This window comes from Acinetobacter sp. NyZ410, assembly GCF_022828975.1.
Classification (GTDB): Bacteria; Pseudomonadota; Gammaproteobacteria; order Pseudomonadales; family Moraxellaceae; genus Acinetobacter; species Acinetobacter guillouiae.
Genome location: NZ_CP094620.1, coordinates 3458899 through 3482261, shown reverse-complemented (window position 1 = coordinate 3482261; position 23363 = coordinate 3458899). Strand labels below are relative to the sequence as shown.

The window sequence follows — 23363 nt, the reverse complement described above, 5'->3', positions numbered from 1 at the left end:
TTTGAAATTTTTAATTGTAATAGGCTGAACAGGAACGCTCTTATGCCTCATAAAATGATCAATGTGGAAGACTACCAAAAACTTGCAAAATCGACTTTACCCAAAGTGATTTATGATTATCTGGAAGGTGGGGCAGATGATGAAAAAGGCTTACATCACAATCGACAGGTATTTGATCAATGGCGGTTTAAGCCGCAGCGTTTGGTCGATATTAGTGAACGAGACATTTCCTGTCTGTTGTTCAATCGTCTTTGGAGTGCGCCCTTTGCGATAGCACCTACCGGATTAAATGGTTCATTTTGGCCTAAAGGGGATGCTTTACTTGCAAAAAGTGCTGCTAAAGCCGATATACCATTTATGTTATCGACAGCTTCCAATATGTCGATCGAGGAAGTCGCCAGATCTAGTGATGGTGAAAAATGGTTTCAGCTTTATGTTGTACATCAAGAACTAGCCAAGCAAATGGTGCAACGTGCTTTAGACTCGGGTTATACAACTTTGATTGTGACCTTGGATGTTGGTGTAAACGGTTATAGAGAACGTGACCTGCGTAATCAGTTTGGATTACCATTAAAATTTTCTGCAAGCTTAGTGCTCGATGGTATGTTACATCCGGCATGGTCGTTACGTTTTTTAGCCAATAGCAAGCCACAGTTAGCAAATTTTGTAAGCTCTAAGACAGATAGTCTAGACATTCAAGTCGCAATTATGAAGCGCCAAATGGATGCCAGTTTCAATCAAGAAAGCTTAAAACGTATCCGTGAGATTTGGCCTCATCAATTATTGGTAAAAGGTATAATTAGCGCTGAAGATGCTCAAATTGCTATTCAGTGTGGAGTTGATGGGGTAATTTTATCTAATCATGGTGGACGTCAACTTGATTGTAGTGTGTCTCCTATGGAAACCTTGCAAGAAGTTTCTAGATGTATTCAACAACCGATTTTGATTGATAGTGGTTTTAGGCGGGGTTCAGATATTGTCAAAGCATTGTGTTTAGGCGCTGATATGGTGTGTTTAGGTCGCCCCACACTCTATGGTTTAGCATCTAAAGGTGAAGTTGGTGTTGATGAAGTAATCCAACTGATGAAGCAGGATGTTGACCGCACATTAGCACAAATAGGTTGCCCATCTGTAAAGCGGTTGGGCATGAGTTATCTTCAATACAACTCTGATATTTTGAGTTAGTCTATTTATATAAAATACTCATAAGATAAAAAGAGCAGGTCACGGAACAAAAAAAATAGATATACCTGTTCAATATCGCAAAATCCATCAATGAGGAATTTCTTTAGTTGAGGTCAGTTTGAGTTTAATACAGTAAGTTGAAAAATTGGACCAAAATGATTAAGTTTTTGCTTTTATTACAATAACAAGCGATGGACATAGCATAATAAGTAGATAAAGAAATAGTTTAAAATGATCTATTTGATATGGCAAACAGTTCTACAGTGCCAGCGCCTTTGATCTGCTATCAAAGTATAAAAAAATGAATTTTAACGTTATCAAGATTATACGTAAAACTCAGAATTATTAGGTTTTTAATTAAGATGAAACCTTTATGCAAAAGGTTGAAAGTAAAAATATTTTACTTTCAACCTGAGTCCATCAGATCTCTCATCATTTAGAGCGGATATTGAATCCCTTTGTCTAAAATACTGATCCATTGACGTTGACTGAACTCATCAAAGTTAGCAGGACCACCAAAGCGGCCACCATAACCTGACTCACCCATTCCACCAAAAGGTACGTGATATTCATTATTTACTGTCTGATCATTGATATGAATCATGCCACTTTTAATTTCTTTGGCTAACTCATAGACCCAAGCAGTGTGTTTACTATGAATTGCCACAGCAAGACCATATTTCGATGAATTGACAATATCAACCGCTTCTTTGATGTCATCAAAAATAATGATCGGTGCTACTGGACCAAATATCTCATCGGTAAAAATCGGATCATTTTTATCGATATTCGTTAAAATAGTTGGATGGAAAAACAGTTGTTCACCTTTACCACCACATTCCAATATAGCACCTTGACTTACCGCATCCTCAACCATACGGCTCACTTTTACATGCTGAGCCTGATTAATAAGTGGACCTAATTGTGTATCAGGCGAGGAGGGGTTGCCAACTTTTAGTGATAATGCTTTTTCTTTCAGTTTTTTAATATAGACACTCGCAATGCTACGATGCACTAAATGACGTCCAGTCTGCATACAAATTTGCCCCTGATGTAGAAAAGTTCCCCAGACAGCATTATTTACAGCGATCTCTAAATCTGCATCTTCACAAATAATCATCGCATTATTGCCGCCCAGTTCAAGCGCACATTTTTTTAATTGTTTAGCACAATCCACGGCAATTTTCTTACCGACAACAGTTGAACCTGTGAAAGAGATCATATTCACTTGAGGGTGATTCACTATCGTCTCACCAATTTCACTTTCGCCATTCAATACCTGAAAAACTCCTGATTGCAAACCTGCCATTTCAAATAGCCAGGCTAAAAGAGAACCTCCCGTAACATTACTAAATTCTGAAGGCTTTAATATCACACTATTGCCCATTGCTAAAGCTGGTGCTATAGAGCGGATAGATAATAATAAAGGAAAGTTCCAAGGAGAGATTACACCGACAATACCGATAGGAACCCGTAACCATACATTGGTTTTATTGGGGATAGCGGATGGAAAAACCTCACCTGATGCAGACATTGGCATAGAAGAAGCCATGTATAATTGTTCGATACAGGCATTGGCTTCCCAGCCAGCTTTAAGCGCTGTTGACCCACACTCCTGAATGTTCCAATCAATAAAAGTTTGAATATTTTGCTCAAAAATTTGTGCGGCCTTTCTCAGGACCTTGGCACGTGTTTCAAATGTTGTATTTTTCCATATGTGTTGGGCTTGCATCGCTATTTGAACTGAAGTATTGACATTATCTACAGAAGAAAGCTGTACAGATGAAATAATCTCCCCAGTTGCTGGATTTATAATTTCACGTGAAGCGTTATTGGTTTTAACCCAAGTTCCTTGAAAAATATGTTCTTTCCAAATTTGTTCTATGATTTTTGTTTGTATATTCATGGCTTTATCCTTTCGTCGTGAGTTGAACTGGAGACATCTTCTGATGTGTTAATAAAGCAATAACAATTGCGCCTATAATTCCGGGCAGTGCAAATACCATGAAGTTTTGCTCAAATGGCAAATTCATTGCGAGTAAAAATCCGCCGAATAATGGGCCAGAAATTGCACCAAATCGGCCCATTGCTGCGGCAAAACTGACACCTGTTGAACGAATATTCGCAGGATAGAAGTCCGCAGCTAAAGTGTGAATAACAGACATGGAACCAACAGTTGCGCCACCTGCGATCACTAGCAATATGCTCAGGACAAATGCAGGAGGGTGAAATCCTAGGCAGCTAATCGAAGCTGATGCAAGTAAATAACCAAAAATTAATGTGGGTTTTGATCCCCATTTATCAGCGAGGATTCCAAAAATTAAAGTGCCTAGAATCGCTCCAATGTTGAGTGTTACTAAAAATGTGATACTAGAGCCGAGAGAATATCCACCGACATTCATCAGTTTAGGTAGCCAGGTGTTTAGACCAAATACCATAAGCATAACCATGGCAAATCCCGACCAAATCAGCAGAGTTCTGACAGTTTTGCCTTCTGTAAATAGACCAAGAACAGGTATTTTTTGCGAATTTGCTGTCATGTCTACGACATAGTGCATATTGTTTTCATGCTTATGGTTAGGATTTAATTTTTTTAGTGTGCTAATCACATCTATTTGACGGTTTTTATGAATGAGATAGCTGATGGATTCTGGAAAAGTCTTATACATTAATGGAATCAAGAAAATACATGTGCCAGCAATCCAAAAAGTTGCTTGCCATCCAAAAACTGGAATCAAAAACAAGCCTGCTAAGCCGGAAAGTATGGCGCCAACACCATAAAAGGCGAGTACTAAGTTAATCAAACGATTACGATGTGAACCAGGCGCCATCTCTTTAATAATTGTCACCAAATTGGGGACTGCACCACCTAGTCCGGCACCCGTGAGTAATCTGCAAATAAAGAATGTTGTTGTATCATGTGCAAAGCCATTCATCGTGACGGCGAGACTCGATAAAATCGTACAAGCAATAATGATATTTTTTCGACCGAATTTATCAGCCGCCATACCGAGAGTAACAGCACCAAGCATCATCCCCATTAAAGATGCCGCACCCAGAAGTCCTGCTGTTTGGGGCGAAAGTTGCCATTCAAGCATTAAGTGGGGGAGAACAGAGCCATAAATTACAAGGTCATATCCATCAAATAACATAATAACAGCACACCAAAAGACTAAAATTTTATGGTGTTTATTGAGAGGAACCTTATCAATAAGGTCTACAGCATTAATATTTTGCATCGCTTCCTATCCTTTGGATAGAATCAAAAGTTATCTATAATTCAACATAGTGAATTTCAATCCCTTTTAACTCAATAGCTTTTTCTCCAGGCATCCACTACCTGAAAAGATTTTATAATCAATCATTTCTCATGATCTTTATAAATCATATAGTTTATTATTTTTATAGATCAAATTAATAAAACATATTATGCAATATATGTTTTATCTATATTTATTTTCTATACTGAAATATTAAATTTTTAATGAATTGAAATATAAGAATAAATAATTATTGAAAAAAGCAGAGAATTACTAAAACAGTGTCCGTTATATTTGGCATTGCAACGCACCAACATAGAAGCAAGCAGTCAACGTCCAAGTCATTATTTTTAGTTCATTTCGTTGTGATCAGTTAAAATCTCTTTTAAAAAATTTATAAACCATTTTTGTGCAGAGGTATCAGCTGACTTTTTATACCAATGTAGAGTTACATCGAAACAAGGCAATTCAAAAGGCACATCAAAAATTTGAATATCAGAATTGTGTTTAAAATATTCACCTATTCGAGAAGGTACAGTGACAATTAAATTATGTTTGGCAATGAGCTCCCCTAAAATACTGAACTGAGGAACTTGTAGTTTAATTTTTCGTCTTAATCCTTGTTTACTTAAATAATTTTCTACTAGGTTATGACCTGTAGATGCGGGTACAACAGCATGATTGCCTTTTAAGAAATTATCTAAAGTAAATTTATTGCCTTCTAGAACGATCCCTCGACTGACTAAACAAGTATATTTTTCTTCAAATAACGTTAAAGTATTTAAACTTTTGTCTTCTAAATTTTTATTGCATATTGCCGCATCAACCTTACCAGTGATTAACCAATCCGATAATTTATTCATATCGACAGTCGTTATTTCCAATGTTATGTGGGGTGCATGGATTTCTAGGTGTGACAAAATGATAGGGAGGAAATATAAGCCACCGATGTCTGTTAAAGCAATTCTAAAGCACCTTTCACTCGTCTTGGCATCAAAGTTTTTTACTTCACTGACAACACCTTCAATCTCAACAAGATGATGATTCAATGATTCATACAACTGAGTTGCATAAGTTGTTGGAATCATACCTTCTTTTGTTCTGATAAATAGCTGATCTTTAAATAAATATCTTAATCTGGATAAATTGTGACTTACTGATGGTTGAGTAATATTTAAATGCACAGCAGCTGTACTCACGCTACGTGTATTGTAGATTGTGACAAAAGCCCGAATTAAATTTAAATCCACCATAATAGATACCACTAATATTTATTAGAAAAAATAACAATTTGACTAATAATACATAAAAAAATAAATTTAGCAAATCAGTCATAGAACTGACTTGTTAAGAGAAATTAACAATAGGGAATTTAAAGTAAGCAATGCTTTGATGATGGAAGAAATAATTTTATCAACGTCAAACATCTAGTTTTTTAATTTCTTTGAGTCACTTCTTATTTTATTCACTGATCATATTGCACTCAATGTTGAAATGATAAAAACAATCAGCTTTGTATTCTCAACTTAAGTTGATCACCATCATGTAGGCACTCAATATCGATAGGAACCGAGATATTTGCTCTACATGATTTACATCATTATTTCAGCTTGGTGGCTTCCCTCATTTGGAAAGTTGGAGAAAGGACATGCCACGTATTCCTATAATAAATACCAGCCATCTAGATCGTATCGATGAGTTGTTTGTAGACAATGTCGATACGGGTGAATTTAAACTTCATCGTTCAGTTTTTACTGATCAAGCGTTGTTTGAACTTGAAATGAAATACATTTTCGAAGGTAACTGGGTGTTTTTGGCACATGAAAACCAGATCCCAAATAACAATGACTACTACACCACCTATATCGGTCGTCAACCGATCATCATTGCACGTAACCGTGCTGGTGAACTCAATGCCATGATCAATGCCTGCTCGCACCGTGGTGCACAGCTTTGTCGTTATAAACGTGGCAATAAGGCCACCTATAGTTGTCCTTTCCACGGTTGGACATTTAATAATTCAGGAAAATTGTTGAAAGTTAAAGATCCTTCTGATGCAGGTTACTCAGATGGCTTTAACAAAGACGGTTCACACGACCTAAAAAAAGTTGCGCGTTTTGAAAATTACAAAGGATTTTTGTTTGGTAGTTTGAATCCTGATGTTTCTTCACTTAAAGAGTTCTTAGGTGAAGCGACGAAAATCATCGATATGATTGTGGATCAGTCCGAAGATGGTCTAGAAATCTTACGTGGTGCATCTACCTATACTTATGAAGGTAACTGGAAGCTGACTGCCGAAAATGGTGCCGATGGTTATCATGTTTCCGCCGTTCACTGGAACTATGCTGCAACCACACAACAGCGAAAGGAAAAGCAGGCACAGGATAATATTCGCGCCATGAGTGCCGGTGGTTGGGGTAAGCAGGGCGGTGGCTGCTATGGCTTTGAACATGGTCATATGTTGTTGTGGACACAATGGGCCAATCCAGAAGATCGCCCGAACTATGCACGTTATGAGGAGTATATCGACAAGTTTGGTGGAGCAATGGCTAAATGGATTGTTGAGCGTTCACGTAACCTTTGCCTCTATCCAAATGTTTACTTAATGGATCAATTTGGTTCACAGATTCGTGTATTGCGTCCGTTAAGTGTGAATAAAACTGAAGTGACGATTTACTGCATTGCACCAAAAGGTGAAGCACTTGATGCACGTACCCGCCGTATTCGCCAGTATGAAGATTTCTTTAATGCATCAGGTATGGCAACACCTGATGACTTAGAAGAATTTCGTGCGTGTCAAGCTGGTTATGCCGGTATTGAACTGGAATGGAATGATATGTGCCGTGGCTCTAAGCACTGGATTTATGGTCCAGATGACGCAGCCCAGGAAATTGGTTTAAAACCTATATTAAGTGGCATCAAAACTGAAGATGAAGGCCTATACCTTGCACAACATCAATATTGGTTGAGCTCAATAAAACGTGCGATTGCCAGAGAAAAAGAGCTTGCAGGACAACAAGATTTGGGAGAAACCGTATGAATACCCCAACCAATTTAGACAATATAAGTCTCGAGCAAGTGACCCAGTTTTTATATCGTGAGGCACGTTATTTAGATGAGGAACAGTGGGATGAATGGTTACAGTGCTATGCGCCCGAGGCTTCTTTCTGGATGCCAGCATGGGATGATGATGATCAACTGACAGAAGACCCACGATCAGAAATTTCGTTGATTTACTATCCGGATCGCCAAGGTTTAGAAGATCGTGTATTTCGGATTAAAACAGAACGTTCATCTGCGACCATTCCTGATACCCGTATCAGCCATAATATTTCCAATATTGAGATTGTGGAACGTGATGGTGACGAAGTCACGGTACGTTTTAATTGGAACACTTTGAGTTTCCGCTATAAAACCAACTACAGCTATTTCGGCATGTCATGTTATGTGATCGACTTTTCAACTGAACAACCCAAAATCTTAAGTAAGTATGTTGTGCTTAAAAACGATTATATCAACCAAGTGATTGATATTTACCACCTGTAAACACATTGCTCAGCCAAATGGAATGTTGGCTCAGTTTTAGCACTTTTTAGACTTTTTGGAATCAATAATTTAAATAATCAAAAGGAAATGTTAAAGATGGATAGGTTAAATCAAGGGACTAATATATTTAAAATGGTACTTATGGCGATCGTTGCTGGTGTATCGAGTAACAGCAGTTTTGCCAATATCAGTCAGAATGAACATAACGAACTCAGAAAAGAACTGATGGCACTTCAGAAAGAGGTTCAAAACTTAAAAAATGAGAATAGTCTGCAGTTACACTCTGCACCGTCGATGTCCATGATAGAAAAAAAGAGATCTACAGAGGTCAATATTTATGGATTTATACGCGCTGATGCAACCTATCAAGCTACTGGTGCATCAACAATGTATAATAATATCAATGCTGTACCATTAAAAAATACCCATGAGGAATATAAGCAACGTGATCGATTCCGTGCGACTGCTGCTGCTACACGTATCGGAGCAAACTTCAGGACTGAAACACCAGTAGGGGAAATAAAAGGTAAGATTGAAACAGATTTTTTTGGTGGTGCAACAAGAGATCAATTTCGTATACGGCATGCTTATTTGACATTTGATAAATGGTTAGTCGGTCAGACATGGTCAAATTTTATTGCACCTGAATATTTACCTGAAACTATTGAGCCTGCTTCATATGTTGGAGGATCCTTATTGCGAGTACCTGTGCTTAGGTATACAGATAAGATTACGGATCAAACAAGTTTTGTTATTAGTATCGAAGATCCTAAATATACAGCTGTTACTGATCCTGACAATGAAATGAGATTACCTGCGTTCGTTGGACGTATTAACCATAATTTTGATAATGGCTCATTAATTTCAGGTCGTAGTTTCCTTGCAGAAAAGAAAACAGCAAATGATGAAAAATTAGCTTGGGGAATCGGTTTGGGAGGGAAATATCTAATCTCTCCTCATACAATATTGAAGGCTGATTATTATCATGTAAAAGGAGATGGGCGGTTTTTAGCTTGGAGTAATAGTGGCTATGCTTTGGATATAAATAATCAGATGCATGAAAATGAGTTTGATACGATTTCGTTAGGAATAACGCATAAGTTTAATCCTAAATTACGTTCTACGATTGGTTATGGCTATATGAAAGCCAATGATCGTAATACATTTGCACATTTAAAATATGATGATAATACACAAAATAAGCAACTTTGGCAGGGCTGGGCAAATGCGATTTATAGCCCATTTAAGTCGATAGATTTTGGATTAGAATATGTTTATGGACAGCGAGAAACTTTCAATGATTTATCAGGTGTAGATAATCGCTTTAATATGATGATTAGCTATGATTTTTGATCACTATATTTTTATAATAGTTTCTGTGCTTTATGTATTTATTCAAGATGTGACCAGAGGTGGCTTAGCGGCACAGGCACGGATTTTACTTGGTGATGTGATCACCCAAGTAAATAACAAGAATGTAAATACACCAAATGATTTTGTTGATGCTATTTCTGAACTACAGAAAAATACGTAGCACGTGTAGCGATTGTTCGTGAAGGACAACATGCTATGATTGGATTACGTATTCAATAAATACAACTGATCAGAATCAGCCACTCAAAGAGTGGCTTTTTTATGTCAAACTTATACGGATGGTTGAAAGAGTGGAAAAGGAAAGAAGATATGAGTTCAGTATTTGATTTAAGAATCAAAGTAAAACCACAGCATATAGATGTCTTAGGTCATGTAAACAATGTGGTCTATGTACAATGGATGCAGGATGTTGCATCTGCACATATCGAAACATTGGGTGTTGGACTCGATCAGTATTTAGAAATGAAACATGCAATGGTAGCCGTAGAACATCATGTTCAGTATCGCAAAGCAGCAATGTTAGATGATGATGTTATTTTGAGAACTTGGTTATACGAGATCAACGCACTTTATTCTTTCCGTCAGTATGCTTTTTTTAATGCTAAAGATCACAGCTTACTCTTTACGGGCAATACCAAATGGGCATGTATAGAAATTGCTTCAGGGCGTCCGAAACGGATGTCACCAACTTTTATCCAAGCCTATCAACCCATTGATCCTGAAATAGATCCTTTTGATTTAAGTTCAATTATTTAAATTACTTGGATTTTTAGATGAAGTGCAATAACACATAAAGAAAATCTTATATTTAATGAAAGCGACCTCTCTGTTTTACACGAGAGGTCGGTAGGTTTTATATCAATTCGACTCGTGGAAAGTCTACTGGCGTATCTAGTGCAATATTGATGTAGTTGGTGAATATATTCAAAGCCACATGCGCCATGATCTCAACGATTTGTTGGTCATTAAAACCTACATTGCGAAGTGTTGTGATATCAGCGTCAGTCATCTGAGCTCGTTGATTGACCACCTTTAAAGCAAAAGTCAGTGCTGCTGCTGTTTTATCATCAGTTGCTTTTCCTATTTGCGCTTCAGCCATTTCAGCAGCGCTAGCGCCAGCATTTTGACCGAGTACAGTATGTGCAGCTAAGCAATATTCACAGCGGTTCAAATTGGCGATTGCAACAGCAATCTGTTCACCTAATTTTGCGCCAAGTGTACCTTTACCTAAGGCAGCAAAAGCGGACCACATGCTTTGTAACGCTGCTGGCGAATTTGCCACTGCCTTAAACATATTTGGAGTCGTACCAAAAGCTTGTTGAATTTGAGTTAATAAAGGCTGACTTGCTTGGGGGGCGAGTTGAGTGTCAAGGTTGATACGTGACATGTTGTTCTCCTTAAAGGATCGTAGTGATAGTAGAAGTGCATCAAACTTTGATTATTATGTGTAAATTTTCTGTATGATTAGATACAATATGTTCATAAAATATATCAATTCGTTCAAATGAAAACTATTCACCCCATTGATCGCCTTTCAGGTCTGCTTGATCGTTTCCGCATGCAGGCAGAGTTGTACCATACTGGTGTGTTATGTGGCGTCAGCCATTTTGATGCTAGTGAAGGGTATGGCTATTTACATGTTTTACGTCAGGGACAACTGGAAGTCAGTCATCCAGCTATGGCGCATTTGCCAAGACGCATGCGTTTTGATGAACCAACGCTACTTTTTTATCCTGGGCCAATTACACATCATTTTCATAACCCGCCCAGAGAAGGTGCTGATTTTACCTGCGCACGGTTGATACTGGATGGTGGACAACAGAATCCACTGGTAAGGGCATTACCTGCCGTAATTGCACTCCCTCTAGCGCGTGTACAAGGATTGGATCAGGCGCTTGCACTATTATTTGCTGAAACCGACCATGCCCGTTGTGGGCAACGATTATTAGCGAATCGCTTATTTGAAGTGGTGGTGCTTCAACTATTACGTTGGCTATTAGATCATCCTCATGAAGCAGAGGTAAGTACTGGACTTATTATTGGCCTTTCAGATCCACGTTTGGCGCGTGTGCTGGTGGGAATACATGAATGTCCGGGTGAATCGTGGACACTAGAGCGCATGGCTGAACTGGCATGTATGTCTAGAACAGCTTTTGCTAATACCTTCCGTGATGTGATGGGACAGACACCAGCCGAATATTTAATAGACTGGCGTATTGCTTTGGCTCAAAGTAGATTGCGTGAAGGGCATTCAATTAAAATATTGGCTGAAGAACTGGGTTATGCTAATCCATCAGCATTATCTCGCGCATTTTCAGTCAGAGTAGGCATGTCTCCCCGAGAATGGTTGACCAGCCATCCAGTCTAATGCATAGTTAATGGTGATCTTTAACGAAAGCAAGATTGAGTAAGACAGTTCAATTTATATTGAACTGTCTGAGTTTAATGATCTATGAGTTGAGTTAGCTTAAACACTTCATCGATTGGAAAATTGAGCAGGGGAATCGACCATTACGGCTTCAGCACCTAACTGTTTTGCTATTCGATAGTCTGCTTCAGAATTGATACCGAACAGCACAATACGATTTGCTGCTTGTGTCCTAAAACAGTTCATAATTTCCTTATCCCAAACAAACTCTGCTTTTGAACGGCCTTCACCTAAGGTATAGGTTTCTACAACCTCAACCTGCCGTCTTAACTCCAAGCCGTGCCACCCAATTGGTTCCTGAGCAGCCTGACAATTATGGTTTAACGCGACACGAGCTAAAATATCCCGAGTATCATCTCTTGCAATAAAATACGGAAGTTGACCGACCTGTTTGACGGCATCTGTATAACGGCGTTCAGTGGAGTAGAGCCTAACTCGATTAAGTGAGTTAGTTGAAACGAGTACACGTTTAATAGCCGTAGCAATTTGCACCGGATCTGCATCAGGCGATTTAATATCAATATAAAAAGTGGTTCGAGGAAACTGAGTAAGCACCTGTTGAAGTGTTGGGATACGGATTCCTTTACCTCTCCATGGGTAAATCGTTTGTTGTCCTGCATTGCGGGCGACATTCCATCCAGCATCCAAACCCTGTAATTGTTTTACAGTACATGCAGAGACCAAACCCTGGCCATTACTTAAAGCATTCAGATTATTAGGACGATAGAGTACAGGAACACCATCATTGCTTAACTGTACGCTGATCCAGATCATATCTGCGTGATTTCTTAGAGCGAGATCAATTGCATAGGCTGTGTTCTCAGGCGCATCTGCCGTTCCACCGCGATGCGCAACAATTAGTGGTGATTGACCCGTTTGATTTGAGTAAGGCGCTGCATTTAATGCCATGCTATGTAGTCCATGACCGAATATGCATATCAACATGATGTTTTTAAACACGCTATTTTTCATAATAATATTGCAACCTATGGATTAAAATTTATAGCCATATTGGAGTCTTATGCCATTTTCACTATATTTTTAGCTTAAATTGTCGTCATTTATAAAATGTGACTATTTATAGTGAATAAATTAAACTAATGATTTTGTTTAACTTAAATAAATTTTTCTGTTCAATCATTAGCTTAAGATCCAAAACTGAAAAGAAGATTAGATCTTTATTATTTGTCCTGTGACAAAATAATTAAAACAACAGAACAATATCATGGCATGTCAAATAATTAAATATTCATTAGGGATTTTTGAAAGTTAAATGGTTTTTTAATGCGTAATCTTACATATCATTGACTGACCATCATTATTTCGCATTGATAAAATCCTGTTAAATATACATACGCAGATCAACAAATATTTATTTTAAAAACAGAAGATTAGAGTAGAGATCATGGATTAGATGCCGTGGATATTACGAGCAATTTTTAGCGATTTCGTGATTAAACTCGTTTCCAACTGGATACCACATATTTGTATAAGTCTGCTGTCATCCCATTCATATTGGATCATGCTTTGCGCATACTGAGATAGATTAACGTAGACAGTGGCGACAAGGATGATGGCTTGAATGGATTTATTAACTTATGAATTTTATTATTAATTTGATGAAATTTTTCATGTAGTTAAATACGCATTGTTTCGTTAAACAGCATCTAGAATCTAGTAATTTTTTGAATTAATGAAGTGGTAATCTATGAAAAGTTTAACCAAGAATGTTTTGATCATTGGTGGAAAAGGCAAAAATGGACGACGCGTCGCAGAGAAATTAAAGTCGCATAAATTTAATCCAATTGTTACTACTCGTACCATCAATGAGCATGTAGAAAATGAACGGTATTTTGATTGGAATGACAGCAGTACATTTGGCCCAGCACTGAAGAATATTGAAATTGTTTACATTGTTCATCCAGATACTTCAATGTCAGGAGCAGATCAACAGCTTGAAGGATTAATCACAGAAATGATGAATCAGTCTGTTTCCAAGGCTGTATTATTATCAGGCAGAGGTCAGGCATCTGTTGAGAAGTGTGAAAAAATTTTAATGCAGTCCCAACTTGATTGGACTGTCATTCGTTCAGCATGGTTTAACCAAAATTTCAGTGAAGGTCATTTTCTACATGGTATAAGATCTGGCGAAGTGACGTTTATGGCAGATACTGTAAAAGAGCCGTTCGTTGACTTAGAAGATTTGTCAGACGTGGTGGTTGAATGTCTGATAGATGCTGTACATAACGGCAAAATTTATGAAGTCACAGGCTCAGAGTTATTGACTTTCGCTGAAGCGGTAAATGCTATCGGAGTAAAGCTTAAACGAAATATACAGTATCAATACCTTAATCAAGAAGCATATAGACAATATTTAAAGAATGCAGGACTGGATGAATTTATTGCAGCGCATATGACGCAGGCATTTTCTGAAATTCTCGATGGGCGAAATGAAAATATTGGCAAGGGAGTTACTCAGGTTCTGGGGCGCGATCCGATTAAATTCACTGATTTTGTAAAATCAAATAAATTCTAGTTTTATAATTTATAAGGTAGCAAAGTGATGTCTTTAGAATTATCAGTTTCACAGAAATATTTAACCAAACTGGGCGTAGAAGATAAGTATTTAGCTACGCTTGAGAATCTAAAAAAGTTGTTATTTCTACATGTAACCAGCATCCCGTTTGGAAATATTTCTTCTTTTCTTGGTGATAACGTGTCTATGGAATTATCACAGATCTCAGACAAGTTACTCGATCAAGGAAGAGAGGGCTATTGTTTGGAACAGAGTACGCTGACTAGAACAGTATTAAATGAACTGGGATATGAGGCTTTTAATCTTTTGGGGCGCGTATATTATCAATCTCAACCTATAGAAGCTCCGATTCGTACTCATTTGGTGACAGTGGTAAAACTGGTGGATAAATTATATTTATTTGATCCCAGTTTTGGTGGAACGACTCCGACTGCCGTTCTTTCACTGGATAAGCTCGGGGAAATTCAGAATACACCGCATGAAGCTTTCCGTTTTATTGATGTAAAAGACAGTGGTGTTGCTGAAAGTGCCCTGACGGGTGTGAAGATTATGCTTCAAGCTTATATACGTGATGAGTGGGTCAATATTTATGCTCTTGATCCAGAACAGAAAGTCTCGGAGTCGGATGCTGTGATTGCCAATTGGTATATTGCAACATCACCAGATTCTATATTTACTCAACATTTGATGCTTGCTGCAGTTACTCGAGATGAACGAATAAACTTAAGTGGAACGACTGTAAAGATCCATGGAAAAAATCATTCAATAAAAAAAGAGCTCACAAGCGAAGATGAATTTCGCGAATATCTTGAGAAGTATTTTAAAATTAATACGCAACAACTGAATGTGGCTTTCATATTTAAAAAAATAATCAATCCTGCCGAGTGAAAGATGCGCTTCTAAGAACAACAAGCAACGTTTGCAAGCTGTTAAACAGACCTGAATGAATCATCGCAAATAGGCTTAAGTAAGATTCACGATAATCATCAGGTTGCAGCTTGCGCATATTTTCAGCATAGTATGTCAGTGGAATATCATCCTTGGAATTAATATTCAATACATGAATAAATAAGAAATCTCAGAGAAAATCTCAAGAATGAATGGAGGAAACTTTGGGTCTAAAGCTACGAAAAAACCGTGCGCCTTCGCCAAATAATGTCTGTCCCTTGAGTAAGAGTATGGCACTGCTACGGGGCGCTTGGACTGCAGAAATCATCTGGTGTTTAAGTGCTGGACCACGTCGATTTGGAGAGTTAAGAGCTGACTTGCCATCAATTACCGCAAAAGTATTGACAGAACGTCTACGTCATTTGGAAAGTAAAGGAATTATACAACGTCTGCCAATCCCGACATCGCCGCCCTCTGTAGAATACAAATTAACAGTTATTGGTGCAAAATTCCTACCCGCTATTCACGCAATCGCCAAAGTTGGTGATGAACTCAAATTTGGCATGCCAGATTCCGAAACAGACTTAAATGAATAAAAAGCTAACTATTAAAATACTTTGATTTAACAATATTTTGCACAATACATTGTTAATAAGTGCGGTTGTGTTTTATTCCTGTGCAGGATTATTTTTAAAGGATTCTCTAAACTCAGAAGGTGAGTAGTTAAATGTTTGGGAGAATACTCGGCTGAATGCAGCCTGAGAGGAATAGCCAACAAGCTCAGCAATATGAAAAATACTTTTTTGCGTGGTTAATAGCAATTCACTGGCTAATCGCATTCTCAGCGATTTTAAATATTGTATTGGGGTGGTCCCGACAGATTCTGTAAATTTCTTGTAAAAGCTTGATTTAGAATAATTGGTAGATTTTGCGAGTTCTTCAACAGTCCAGTCAAAATGCGGGTGATTATGCATTAAAGACATGGCTTTACTGATCATCGGTTCCTGTAATGCTGAAATCCAGCTTTTATGATTTGGTTCAACAGTGCTAAGCCAGCACCGAATTGACCAGATAAATAATAGATCAATAATTCTGGTTAGCATAATCTGACTGCCTATCGAAGGCGCTTTGAGTTCCTGTTGAATTGCATGAACAGTGATTGGAACCCATTCTGCAATAATATTTGTGGCTTTACAGGTAAAAGGGACATGAATAAAAGCAGGTAACCCCTCGGCAATGGCTGAGCCATAAATACCTGAAAAATCGATTGTACAGGTGATGATTTTAGCATCCTGAAATGCATCTGTATTCAAGCTTATACTGTGAAAGTTACCAGGTAAAACCACAACTATGTCGCAATGTTTCAATTCCAGATGATGTTCCAGATGATCCATTGTTAAAAGGCATTTTTCTTTCTGAATAATATGTATATAGCCATGATTTGGAGAAAATTCTAGTATTTCTCCAGACAAAAGAGTTGAAATACTATGGATTTTGCCTGCTATACCTGATAACCGATAGATATCAAAAAAAGTATCTGAAAACGAACTAAGCATATTTTTGGAATTCCGAGAAAAATACTGTTTCTGCAAAAACTTTGCATTCTTGGTGATTGTTAGCCGGTAATTTATGCCTAATAATCATTGCAGGAAGCTTTGACTGACCAAAAGTATCAATTATTAATTCGCTCTTAATAGTTATGCCATGAAACTTCTTGAAAAGCTAGATCACTTGAATATGAACATAATAATTTTCTGGAGTAGCAAATGAGTTTAAAACCAACGGTTATATTGGTACATGGTTTTTGGGGAGGCGCAGCGCACTGGAATAAAGTTATTCTAGAATTGGCAGCTAGAGGATATTCGTCTCTGCATGCTGTTGAGATTCCGCTGACCTCACTGGCTGATGATGTAGAACGTACAAAAAAAATTATTAAACAAATAGATGGTGATGTTTTGTTGGTTGGTCATTCCTATGGCGGTGCTGTCATCAAAGAAGCTGGAAATTTACCCAATGTTGTAGGTCTGGTTTATATTGCTGCATTTGCACCTGATTCAGGTGAAAGCCCTGGGGCGATTACCCAACAGAACTTACCTGAAGCGGCGCCAAATTTAGCACCAGACAGTGATGGTTATCTCTGGTTAAAAGCAGATAAATTTCATGAAAGCTTTTGTCAAGATTTGACTGCGGATGAAGGTTTGGTCATGGCAGTAACCCAAAAGGCACCGTTGGCTAGTACGTTTGGTGATGTGATTACTTCACCAGCATGGAAAACTAAACCATCTTGGTATCAAATCTCTATAGATGATCGAATGATTAATCCTGAGAATCAAAATATGATGTCAGCACGAATGTCAGCTAAAAAAATAATTTCACTGAATGCCAGTCATGCATCTTTAGCATCAAAACCTGTTGAAGTAACAGAACTTATTGATCAAGCAGCTACTTTTCTAGCTGGTTAAAGATTTTCTAAGTATCAGAAAGTCTGAGGTTGTGAAAAACATAATAAAATATTGAAAAGAGATATAACATGGATGTTGTAAACCGATATAGAAAATTTCTATTACTGGGTTTGGTCGTATTATTTCTTGTCGGAATAGTATGGTATCTAAAGCCAGAAACTCATGCTGTCAGTGACGTATCACGTTCAAATTCAACAATACAAAATCAGCAGTCAGTGAATACTGTTGCGTCAGTTTCTGATACAAATCAACAAGTATTAAAGTTTCATGGTGTTATGCCTGAGTTGGCACCATCACTGCGGGGGACAGAGGTGAACTGCCCTTTACAGGTTGATACGAAAGGGCAATTGGTTTTGTCGCGTGGAATTCGCGACTGTTTCGATTATTTTCTTTCAAGTATTGGTGAAAAAACTGAAAGCAGTATTGTTGTTGATATTCGTCAATACCTTGCTGGTCTTCTACCAACGACTGCTCAACCATATACTTATCAATTACTTGATAAGTATATGGATTATCTGCATCAGCGTGAAAAGCTACCTGCAGCTCAGACCAACAGTGCAAAGGACTTTAAAACAGTAGCTTCAGCTATAGTTAAGCTGCGTAGACAGATTTTTACGCCACAGGAAGCAGATGTATTTTTTGCCCAAGAAGAAAGCTATGACCAGTACGCAATTGCACAATACGCGATCAATAATGATAAACGCTTAAGCACAAATCAGAAGGCAGAAAAAAGTGCAGCATTGCTGAATGAACAGCCAGAAGAACTGAAAGCAAGTATGCAGCCAATTTTACAATACAACCAATTACAGGAATTGACCACTGAGATTAATCAACGTGGAGGTTCAGCAAGTGAGCTGTACGAGATGCGTAAAAAATTAGTCGGTGCGGCAGCAGCAGATCGCCTCACTCAGGTTGATTTACAGGAAAGCCAGTGGCAAAAAAGAGTAGATATTTATCTTGCAGCGAGAGCACAAATTACAGCGAGTCAGCAAGATGCGACTCAACAACAGGTTGCAATAAATGAATTACGTAATAAATCTTTTAGCAGCCCAGAAGAACGAATTCGTGCACAGACTTTTGAACAGATACAGGCTAATTCGAATAAAAAAGTCGCTGAATAGGCAATAAGGAAATTATCAATAACAGAAATATAGCATTGAGAATTAAACAAGGAGATTTTCAGGGAAATATTTTGAAGTATCAAGAAATCAATGTAATACAAAAATAATGTTCAAATATATGGAGTCTTGAACAATGAAAAAAGCAATCCCGGCCTTGGTATTTGGGGCCATCATATTCACATCGGTTAACAGCTCAGCAATTGTAACTACAAGTTATCAAAATTGCGGTATCAAAAACGATCAAGCGGGTTGTAGCAAAACATCTGCAACGGATTGGGGACTGTTCTCTAAAAAAACAGATTATGCCAAAACTAAGTATCCCTTGATATTTGCACATGGTTTATTTGGTTTTTCTCAGATTGGACCGATCAATTACTGGCATGGTATTCCTCAGGATTTAAGTCGCCAAGGCGCTGATGTATATGTAACTAACACATCTGCTGCTAACTCAGATGCAGTACGTGGTGAACAATTACTTAAACAAGTTCTCACGATTCAGGCTTTAACAGGTGCAGAAAAAGTTAACCTGATTGGTCATAGCCAAGGTGTGCAAACTGTTCGCTATGTTGCTGGGGTTCGTCCTGATTTAGTTGCATCCGTAACAGGTATTGCGGGTTCAAATAAAGGTAGTCCTGTTGCAGATTTGGTGGAAACATTTATACGTAAACCAGCCAGTGTAATAGGCTTTGATAAAACTATCGGAGCTGTAATCAATATGTTTACAGGTATAGAAAGTTTTCTGGGGGGGACTTCTAGCAATGGTGGTGCATATGATCAAGATGTTTTAAGTGCACTTGCAGGTTTGACCAAGGCTGGGGCTGGTGAGTTTAATGCCACTTTCCCGCAAGGTATTCCAGTGACTGAGTGTGGTTCAGGAGCCGCTACAGTAAATGGTGTGAATTATTATTCATGGTCAGGTAAAGGCGGACTCACAAATTTATTAGATCCTACAGCTTACGGGTTGCTTGCGGGTGAAGCATTTATCAAATTGAGCACTGGTAGTGATAGTGACGGTTTGGTACCAATATGTTCATCTCATTTGGGCAATGTCATTCGCGATAATTATCCACAGAACCATTTGGATGAAGTTAATCAGATTGTCGGACTTGTTGGCTCTGGTGCTGGTGCAGATCCAGTTCCGTTATATAGTCAGCATGCTAATCGTTTAAAATTGGCAGGTTTCTGATTTTTAAATTCAATGTTTTTTCATGAAGGAAAGTAGGAAATTAGTTTTCTACTTTTCCTCAGTTTAAGATCGTTAGCAAAAATAATGGATGAAAAGCATAAATTTTAGAGTGTCATTATTTTAGTTAAGATAAATGATAAATCATTGAATAGGTCCATCGCTTTTTGTTCATCTAATTCAGAAGTGGTGATACGTATAGCTTTAATATCTTGGCCTAATGAAAACTCTTTTCCAAGTCTGACTTTCCATCCCATTAGCGCGAGTTGATAGGCTATTTCCTGAGCTTGCACATGTTCGATCCATAGATTTAAACCATCACAATAACTTATATCTAGAAGCTTTTGATCCAATAATTTTTTAACGATTTCTTGATTTTTTGTCTGATATTGTATTTTTGCTTTATTCATTAATTGATGAACTTTTTCCGATGTCATAAGCGAAAAAATCATCTTTTGTAAGATATGACTCACCCAGGTACAGTTTGGATTTAGTTTCATCCTTAGTCTGGTCGCAGTCTGAGGATCACAATTGATAAATGCAAATCTAAAGTCCGGACCTAAAAATTTTGATACAGATCTTATCACCGCCCAATGTCGGGTAGATTCAGGCACAATGTGATAATAAGGTGTTGTGGCAAGTAATGAAAAGTGATCATCAATAATAATGAGTACATCAGGGTATTCAGAAAATAACTGATGTAATTCTTGTGCCGTTTTAGCATCAAGACTATAACTGGTCGGATTCTGCGCTCTTGGTGTAATGACAATTGCTTTGGCTTTTTGCTCTAGTGCTTTTCTTATACTGTGAATATCATAACCTTGTGCTGTAACTGGGAAAAACACCATATTAAAGCGATTCACCTGTAAAGTATGAATACTGGTAATGAAACCTGGTTGCTCAATCGCAATACTGTCAGATTGGATTAAATGTGCATTGAGAATTCTTTCAATTGCATCTACCGCACCATGGGTAAATTCAATTTCAGAATTTTGATTATTTACATCAGCAAAAATTTCATTTCGTGCAAACGCTTCAAGCACTGAAAGCTTGGTACTGTCACCATATAAATACGAAGTATTAAAATTAAAGTTGATTTCATTTAATTGAGGTAAAAAATTCTGACATGGATTTCCATGCGCGAGGTCAAAAAATGTTTGATTGGTTTTTTGAAGATTTTCAAAACGGTTAATTTGTGGACTTTTGCGAACTTGAGTGCCTGCACGCCCTTTGGATACAACAATCCCCATTAAGGCTAAATCTTTATAGGCGGCAGCAACTGTATTACGATTGACTTCCAGCTCAGTGGCCAAAGCGCGAATATTGGGTAATAATTCCCCCTCCTTCAAAATCCCATTCTGAATAAGTTCTCGAATACTATTTTGAATGTCCTGAGATGTTTTACCTTTAATTTCAGCCATATAGATCCAATCATTTACTTTCAAACCCGATCAAGTTATTTAACCAGTCTTCAAGTACAAGTTTTGCTTTGTCTGCCAGTATATTGCCATAATATTGATTCTCAAGTCTTAAATCCAAAATATCTATCTTATGTTGCTTTAATTCATCAGTATGACCGATGAGCCATCTTTCAAATTGTTTAGGATCTGCTTCAGCATGGAACTGTAATGCTATAATATTATTTCCTACACTAAATGCTTGATTTGGATAGTAAATTGAACTAGCTAAGTGTGTGCCAACGCTAGGTAAATCAAAGGTATCACCATGCCAATGTAAAACGTGTATACCTTCAAGAAACCTTAAAGGTGATGCAAATGCCTGAGCACTCAAGGATAAACGCCCCCATCTTATTTCTTTGATGTGGCCGGGATATACTCTTGCACCTAAAGCAGTGGCAATCAGTTGAGCACCCAAACAAATACCAAAAGTTGCATAATTGGTTATTAATCGTTGCTTCAATCCCACGATGATTTCTTTGAGATAAGGATAGGTAATGATGTCATAAGCACTGATTGGCCCGCCAAGAATGATAAGCGGGTCCTTTTCTTGTAAGATAGCACTTAGATCATCTACACCTGCTTGAAAAACGCAAATGTCATAGCCCATCTGTTTTAGTACGGGAGTAAAGCTTCCTGTATCCTCAAAACTTAAAAATTGGATCACATTAATAACTTGGTGTTTTATCATGTTCATGTTTGTCTCTCGGTAAAATAAGTGTGGATCAGCGCTATAAATCAAACTGAATTGGATGACTCTTCATTCTGCTGAAAAACTAAATCTGCAGTTGTATTTTGATAAGAGTATTGAGAGGACAACGTTCTCATCTGACCATTTTGATAGATCAGAACACGCATATCTTCAGTCACTTGTACAAACTCAACTTCAATAGGATCAATTGCTGTTAATGTTGCGATGAGTTGTTGAATCGAATTTTGTGAAGCAAGATGATTGGGTGTAAAAGTACCGAGTAGCTTTTTTTCTCGATATATATTGATCTGATAATGAGTTTTCATCGTGATGCTCTATTCAGTAGGCCAGTAATAACTGTCTGGTTTGGAACGTGCGCCAAAAATTGCTTGTCCAATCCTGATATCTGTTGCACCTTCAGCGATCGCAAGTTCAAAATCACCAGACATACCCATTGAAAGCCGTTGTATCTCTGGATGTTTTTTTGAAATTTGATCTCTTAGTGCTCTTAAAAGCTGAAAACACTGCCTGACTTCAGTAGGGACATGGCTATGTATTGCCAAAGTCATCAATCCAACGATTTTTATGTAGCTAAATGGCTGACATTGTTCTATGAAATGTTCTAGTTCGTGAGGCTGAATGCCATATTTACTGCTTTCGCCTGATGTATTAACTTGGACAAAGACAGGCATAATCCGCTTTTCTTTTTCTAAAGCACTATTCAGTTTGTAAGCAAGTTCGACGCGATCTAAGGCATGGAATTCACTGATAAATTGGGCTACATATTTCACTTTATTGCGCTGTAGATGCCCAATCAGCACCCATTTTAAATTGCTAAGTTGTTTTAGTTCCTCATATTTACTCTTGGCTTCAAGAACTTTATTTTCCCCTACACAGTCATATCCTAGCGCGTGAATTGCTCGAACATGTTCTGCTGAAAATGTCTTACTGACAGGCAATAATCTGATTTCAGAAGGATCTCGATTCACCTTGTGGCAGGCTTTCTCAATCGTTAATTTAATTTCACTCAGTCTGTCTGAAATAATTTCTTTGAGCACAATATTGACCTATGACAAAATTATTTATTGTATAGAACAATATCATGAGCGTGTTCAATAAACAAATGCTTAAAGAACACCTCCACTCAGCAGAATTTATTTTTGCTAGCTGAGCAAGAGCAAAGCCCTGCTTTGTTTGTAGCGTAAGGCGTAGTGGGGATTAGCGTGTTTTTT

The 23363-nt window shown here is 37.8% G+C and carries 23 protein-coding genes; 13 read left to right on the top strand and 10 right to left on the bottom strand.

Annotated features, from left to right (window positions below; translation table 11 throughout):
- Positions 1–42 precede the first annotated feature (42 nt).
- Positions 43–1185, top strand: a complete 1143-nt coding sequence (locus tag MTO68_RS16525; protein WP_244013530.1) for an alpha-hydroxy-acid oxidizing protein — start codon at positions 43–45, stop codon at positions 1183–1185.
- Positions 1186–1621: 436 nt separating this feature from the next.
- Here the strand turns inward: MTO68_RS16525 and MTO68_RS16520 are convergent, their stop codons facing one another.
- The 3 genes from MTO68_RS16520 to MTO68_RS16510 all read right to left on the bottom strand — a co-directional run bounded on the left by MTO68_RS16520 (position 1622) and on the right by MTO68_RS16510 (position 5698).
- Positions 1622–3091, bottom strand: a complete 1470-nt coding sequence (locus tag MTO68_RS16520) for an aldehyde dehydrogenase family protein (protein ID WP_004717145.1) — start codon at positions 3089–3091, stop codon at positions 1622–1624.
- A gap of 4 nt (positions 3092–3095) precedes the next feature.
- Positions 3096–4424: an aromatic acid/H+ symport family MFS transporter gene (locus MTO68_RS16515; protein ID WP_244013528.1), complete on the bottom strand. Its 1329-nt coding sequence runs from the start codon at positions 4422–4424 to the stop codon at positions 3096–3098.
- A 371-nt stretch (positions 4425–4795) separates the two neighbouring features.
- On the bottom strand, positions 4796–5698 hold the full coding sequence (locus MTO68_RS16510) for a LysR family transcriptional regulator (RefSeq protein ID WP_016539133.1): 903 nt from the start codon (positions 5696–5698) through the stop codon (positions 4796–4798).
- 395 nt (positions 5699–6093) lie between these two features.
- On the opposite strand from MTO68_RS16510, the gene benA reads away from it, so the two are divergent.
- From benA to MTO68_RS16485, 5 genes are all read left to right on the top strand, one after another.
- On the top strand, positions 6094–7485 hold the full coding sequence (gene benA, locus MTO68_RS16505; protein ID WP_244013526.1) for a benzoate 1,2-dioxygenase large subunit: 1392 nt from the start codon (positions 6094–6096) through the stop codon (positions 7483–7485).
- The gene (gene benB / locus MTO68_RS16500; RefSeq protein WP_244013524.1) at positions 7482–7991 is read left to right on the top strand and encodes a benzoate 1,2-dioxygenase small subunit; all 510 of its coding nucleotides are present in this window, start codon (positions 7482–7484) and stop codon (positions 7989–7991) included. Before benA ends, benB begins: the two co-directional genes overlap by 4 nt.
- 87 nt (positions 7992–8078) lie before the next feature.
- Complete coding sequence (locus tag MTO68_RS16495) at positions 8079–9344, top strand: DcaP family trimeric outer membrane transporter (protein WP_244013522.1); 1266 nt, start codon at positions 8079–8081, stop codon at positions 9342–9344.
- Between the two features lie 25 nt (positions 9345–9369).
- A complete protein-coding gene (locus tag MTO68_RS16490; protein WP_244013520.1) occupies positions 9370–9525 on the top strand; it encodes a PDZ domain-containing protein in 156 nt (51 codons plus the stop codon).
- Between the two features lie 149 nt (positions 9526–9674).
- Complete coding sequence (locus MTO68_RS16485; RefSeq protein WP_244013518.1) at positions 9675–10121, top strand: thioesterase family protein; 447 nt, start codon at positions 9675–9677, stop codon at positions 10119–10121.
- 97 nt (positions 10122–10218) lie between these two features.
- Here the strand turns inward: MTO68_RS16485 and MTO68_RS16480 are convergent, their stop codons facing one another.
- Positions 10219–10752, bottom strand: coding sequence for a peroxidase-related enzyme (locus tag MTO68_RS16480; protein ID WP_034616266.1), 534 nt, complete (start codon positions 10750–10752; stop codon positions 10219–10221).
- 117 nt (positions 10753–10869) lie between these two features.
- Between MTO68_RS16480 and MTO68_RS16475 the strand changes: the two genes are divergently transcribed.
- Positions 10870–11733 carry an AraC family transcriptional regulator gene (locus MTO68_RS16475; RefSeq protein WP_244013516.1) on the top strand — a complete coding sequence of 288 codons (864 nt, stop codon included), beginning with the start codon at positions 10870–10872 and terminating at the stop codon, positions 11731–11733.
- Between the two features lie 108 nt (positions 11734–11841).
- Here the strand turns inward: MTO68_RS16475 and MTO68_RS16470 are convergent, their stop codons facing one another.
- On the bottom strand, positions 11842–12702 hold the full coding sequence (locus tag MTO68_RS16470) for a glycerophosphodiester phosphodiesterase family protein (RefSeq protein ID WP_244013514.1): 861 nt from the start codon (positions 12700–12702) through the stop codon (positions 11842–11844).
- Between the two features lie 799 nt (positions 12703–13501).
- On the opposite strand from MTO68_RS16470, the gene MTO68_RS16465 reads away from it, so the two are divergent.
- The 3 genes from MTO68_RS16465 (at position 13502) to MTO68_RS16455 (ending at position 15813) form a co-directional block, all read left to right on the top strand.
- Entirely contained in the window at positions 13502–14329 is an 828-nt protein-coding gene (locus tag MTO68_RS16465) for an NAD(P)H-binding protein (protein WP_244013513.1), read from the top strand.
- A gap of 27 nt (positions 14330–14356) precedes the next feature.
- Positions 14357–15217 (top strand): arylamine N-acetyltransferase, encoded by an 861-nt coding sequence (locus MTO68_RS16460; protein WP_244013511.1) that lies wholly within the window; start codon positions 14357–14359, stop codon positions 15215–15217.
- A 290-nt stretch (positions 15218–15507) separates the two neighbouring features.
- A complete protein-coding gene (locus MTO68_RS16455; protein ID WP_244013509.1) occupies positions 15508–15813 on the top strand; it encodes a helix-turn-helix domain-containing protein in 306 nt (101 codons plus the stop codon).
- A 72-nt stretch (positions 15814–15885) separates the two neighbouring features.
- Here the strand turns inward: MTO68_RS16455 and MTO68_RS16450 are convergent, their stop codons facing one another.
- On the bottom strand, positions 15886–16773 hold the full coding sequence (locus MTO68_RS16450; protein WP_151802995.1) for an AraC family transcriptional regulator: 888 nt from the start codon (positions 16771–16773) through the stop codon (positions 15886–15888).
- A 210-nt stretch (positions 16774–16983) separates the two neighbouring features.
- Between MTO68_RS16450 and MTO68_RS16445 the strand changes: the two genes are divergently transcribed.
- The 3 genes from MTO68_RS16445 to MTO68_RS16435 all read left to right on the top strand — a co-directional run bounded on the left by MTO68_RS16445 (position 16984) and on the right by MTO68_RS16435 (position 19986).
- A complete protein-coding gene (locus MTO68_RS16445; RefSeq protein ID WP_244013507.1) occupies positions 16984–17679 on the top strand; it encodes an alpha/beta hydrolase in 696 nt (231 codons plus the stop codon).
- A gap of 68 nt (positions 17680–17747) precedes the next feature.
- Positions 17748–18800: a lipase secretion chaperone gene (locus MTO68_RS16440; protein WP_244013505.1), complete on the top strand. Its 1053-nt coding sequence runs from the start codon at positions 17748–17750 to the stop codon at positions 18798–18800.
- A 133-nt stretch (positions 18801–18933) separates the two neighbouring features.
- Entirely contained in the window at positions 18934–19986 is a 1053-nt protein-coding gene (locus MTO68_RS16435; protein WP_034616293.1) for a triacylglycerol lipase, read from the top strand.
- Positions 19987–20090: 104 nt separating this feature from the next.
- Here the strand turns inward: MTO68_RS16435 and MTO68_RS16430 are convergent, their stop codons facing one another.
- From MTO68_RS16430 to MTO68_RS16415, 4 genes are read right to left on the bottom strand one after another with little or no spacing between them, the layout of a single operon-like run.
- Positions 20091–21404 (bottom strand): GntR family transcriptional regulator, encoded by a 1314-nt coding sequence (locus tag MTO68_RS16430; protein WP_244013504.1) that lies wholly within the window; start codon positions 21402–21404, stop codon positions 20091–20093.
- Between the two features lie 10 nt (positions 21405–21414).
- Positions 21415–22137, bottom strand: a complete 723-nt coding sequence (locus MTO68_RS16425) for a glutamine amidotransferase (RefSeq protein WP_034616295.1) — start codon at positions 22135–22137, stop codon at positions 21415–21417.
- Between the two features lie 41 nt (positions 22138–22178).
- Complete coding sequence (locus MTO68_RS16420) at positions 22179–22457, bottom strand: hypothetical protein (RefSeq protein WP_244013502.1); 279 nt, start codon at positions 22455–22457, stop codon at positions 22179–22181.
- A 9-nt stretch (positions 22458–22466) separates the two neighbouring features.
- Positions 22467–23189 carry a YggS family pyridoxal phosphate-dependent enzyme gene (locus MTO68_RS16415; protein ID WP_244013501.1) on the bottom strand — a complete coding sequence of 241 codons (723 nt, stop codon included), beginning with the start codon at positions 23187–23189 and terminating at the stop codon, positions 22467–22469.
- Positions 23190–23363 lie beyond the last annotated feature (174 nt).

What these genes read in the sequence shown, in the direction of transcription:
- MTO68_RS16525 (WP_244013530.1), top strand. Translation starts at nt 43, where the DNA reads ATGCCTCATAAAATGATCAATGTGGAAGACTACCAAAAACTTGCAAAA.
- MTO68_RS16520 (WP_004717145.1), bottom strand. Translation starts at nt 3,091, where the DNA reads ATGAATATACAAACAAAAATCATAGAACAAATTTGGAAAGAACATATT.
- MTO68_RS16515 (WP_244013528.1), bottom strand. Translation starts at nt 4,424, where the DNA reads ATGCAAAATATTAATGCTGTAGACCTTATTGATAAGGTTCCTCTCAAT.
- MTO68_RS16510 (WP_016539133.1), bottom strand. Translation starts at nt 5,698, where the DNA reads ATGGTGGATTTAAATTTAATTCGGGCTTTTGTCACAATCTACAATACA.
- benA (WP_244013526.1), top strand. Translation starts at nt 6,094, where the DNA reads ATGCCACGTATTCCTATAATAAATACCAGCCATCTAGATCGTATCGAT.
- benB (WP_244013524.1), top strand. Translation starts at nt 7,482, where the DNA reads ATGAATACCCCAACCAATTTAGACAATATAAGTCTCGAGCAAGTGACC.
- MTO68_RS16495 (WP_244013522.1), top strand. Translation starts at nt 8,079, where the DNA reads ATGTTAAAGATGGATAGGTTAAATCAAGGGACTAATATATTTAAAATG.
- MTO68_RS16485 (WP_244013518.1), top strand. Translation starts at nt 9,675, where the DNA reads ATGAGTTCAGTATTTGATTTAAGAATCAAAGTAAAACCACAGCATATA.
- MTO68_RS16480 (WP_034616266.1), bottom strand. Translation starts at nt 10,752, where the DNA reads ATGTCACGTATCAACCTTGACACTCAACTCGCCCCCCAAGCAAGTCAG.
- MTO68_RS16475 (WP_244013516.1), top strand. Translation starts at nt 10,870, where the DNA reads ATGAAAACTATTCACCCCATTGATCGCCTTTCAGGTCTGCTTGATCGT.
- MTO68_RS16470 (WP_244013514.1), bottom strand. Translation starts at nt 12,702, where the DNA reads ATGGCATTAAATGCAGCGCCTTACTCAAATCAAACGGGTCAATCACCA.
- MTO68_RS16465 (WP_244013513.1), top strand. Translation starts at nt 13,502, where the DNA reads ATGAAAAGTTTAACCAAGAATGTTTTGATCATTGGTGGAAAAGGCAAA.
- MTO68_RS16460 (WP_244013511.1), top strand. Translation starts at nt 14,357, where the DNA reads ATGTCTTTAGAATTATCAGTTTCACAGAAATATTTAACCAAACTGGGC.
- MTO68_RS16455 (WP_244013509.1), top strand. Translation starts at nt 15,508, where the DNA reads ATGGCACTGCTACGGGGCGCTTGGACTGCAGAAATCATCTGGTGTTTA.
- MTO68_RS16450 (WP_151802995.1), bottom strand. Translation starts at nt 16,773, where the DNA reads ATGCTTAGTTCGTTTTCAGATACTTTTTTTGATATCTATCGGTTATCA.
- MTO68_RS16445 (WP_244013507.1), top strand. Translation starts at nt 16,984, where the DNA reads ATGAGTTTAAAACCAACGGTTATATTGGTACATGGTTTTTGGGGAGGC.
- MTO68_RS16440 (WP_244013505.1), top strand. Translation starts at nt 17,748, where the DNA reads ATGGATGTTGTAAACCGATATAGAAAATTTCTATTACTGGGTTTGGTC.
- MTO68_RS16435 (WP_034616293.1), top strand. Translation starts at nt 18,934, where the DNA reads ATGAAAAAAGCAATCCCGGCCTTGGTATTTGGGGCCATCATATTCACA.
- MTO68_RS16430 (WP_244013504.1), bottom strand. Translation starts at nt 21,404, where the DNA reads ATGGCTGAAATTAAAGGTAAAACATCTCAGGACATTCAAAATAGTATT.
- MTO68_RS16425 (WP_034616295.1), bottom strand. Translation starts at nt 22,137, where the DNA reads ATGAACATGATAAAACACCAAGTTATTAATGTGATCCAATTTTTAAGT.
- MTO68_RS16420 (WP_244013502.1), bottom strand. Translation starts at nt 22,457, where the DNA reads ATGAAAACTCATTATCAGATCAATATATATCGAGAAAAAAAGCTACTC.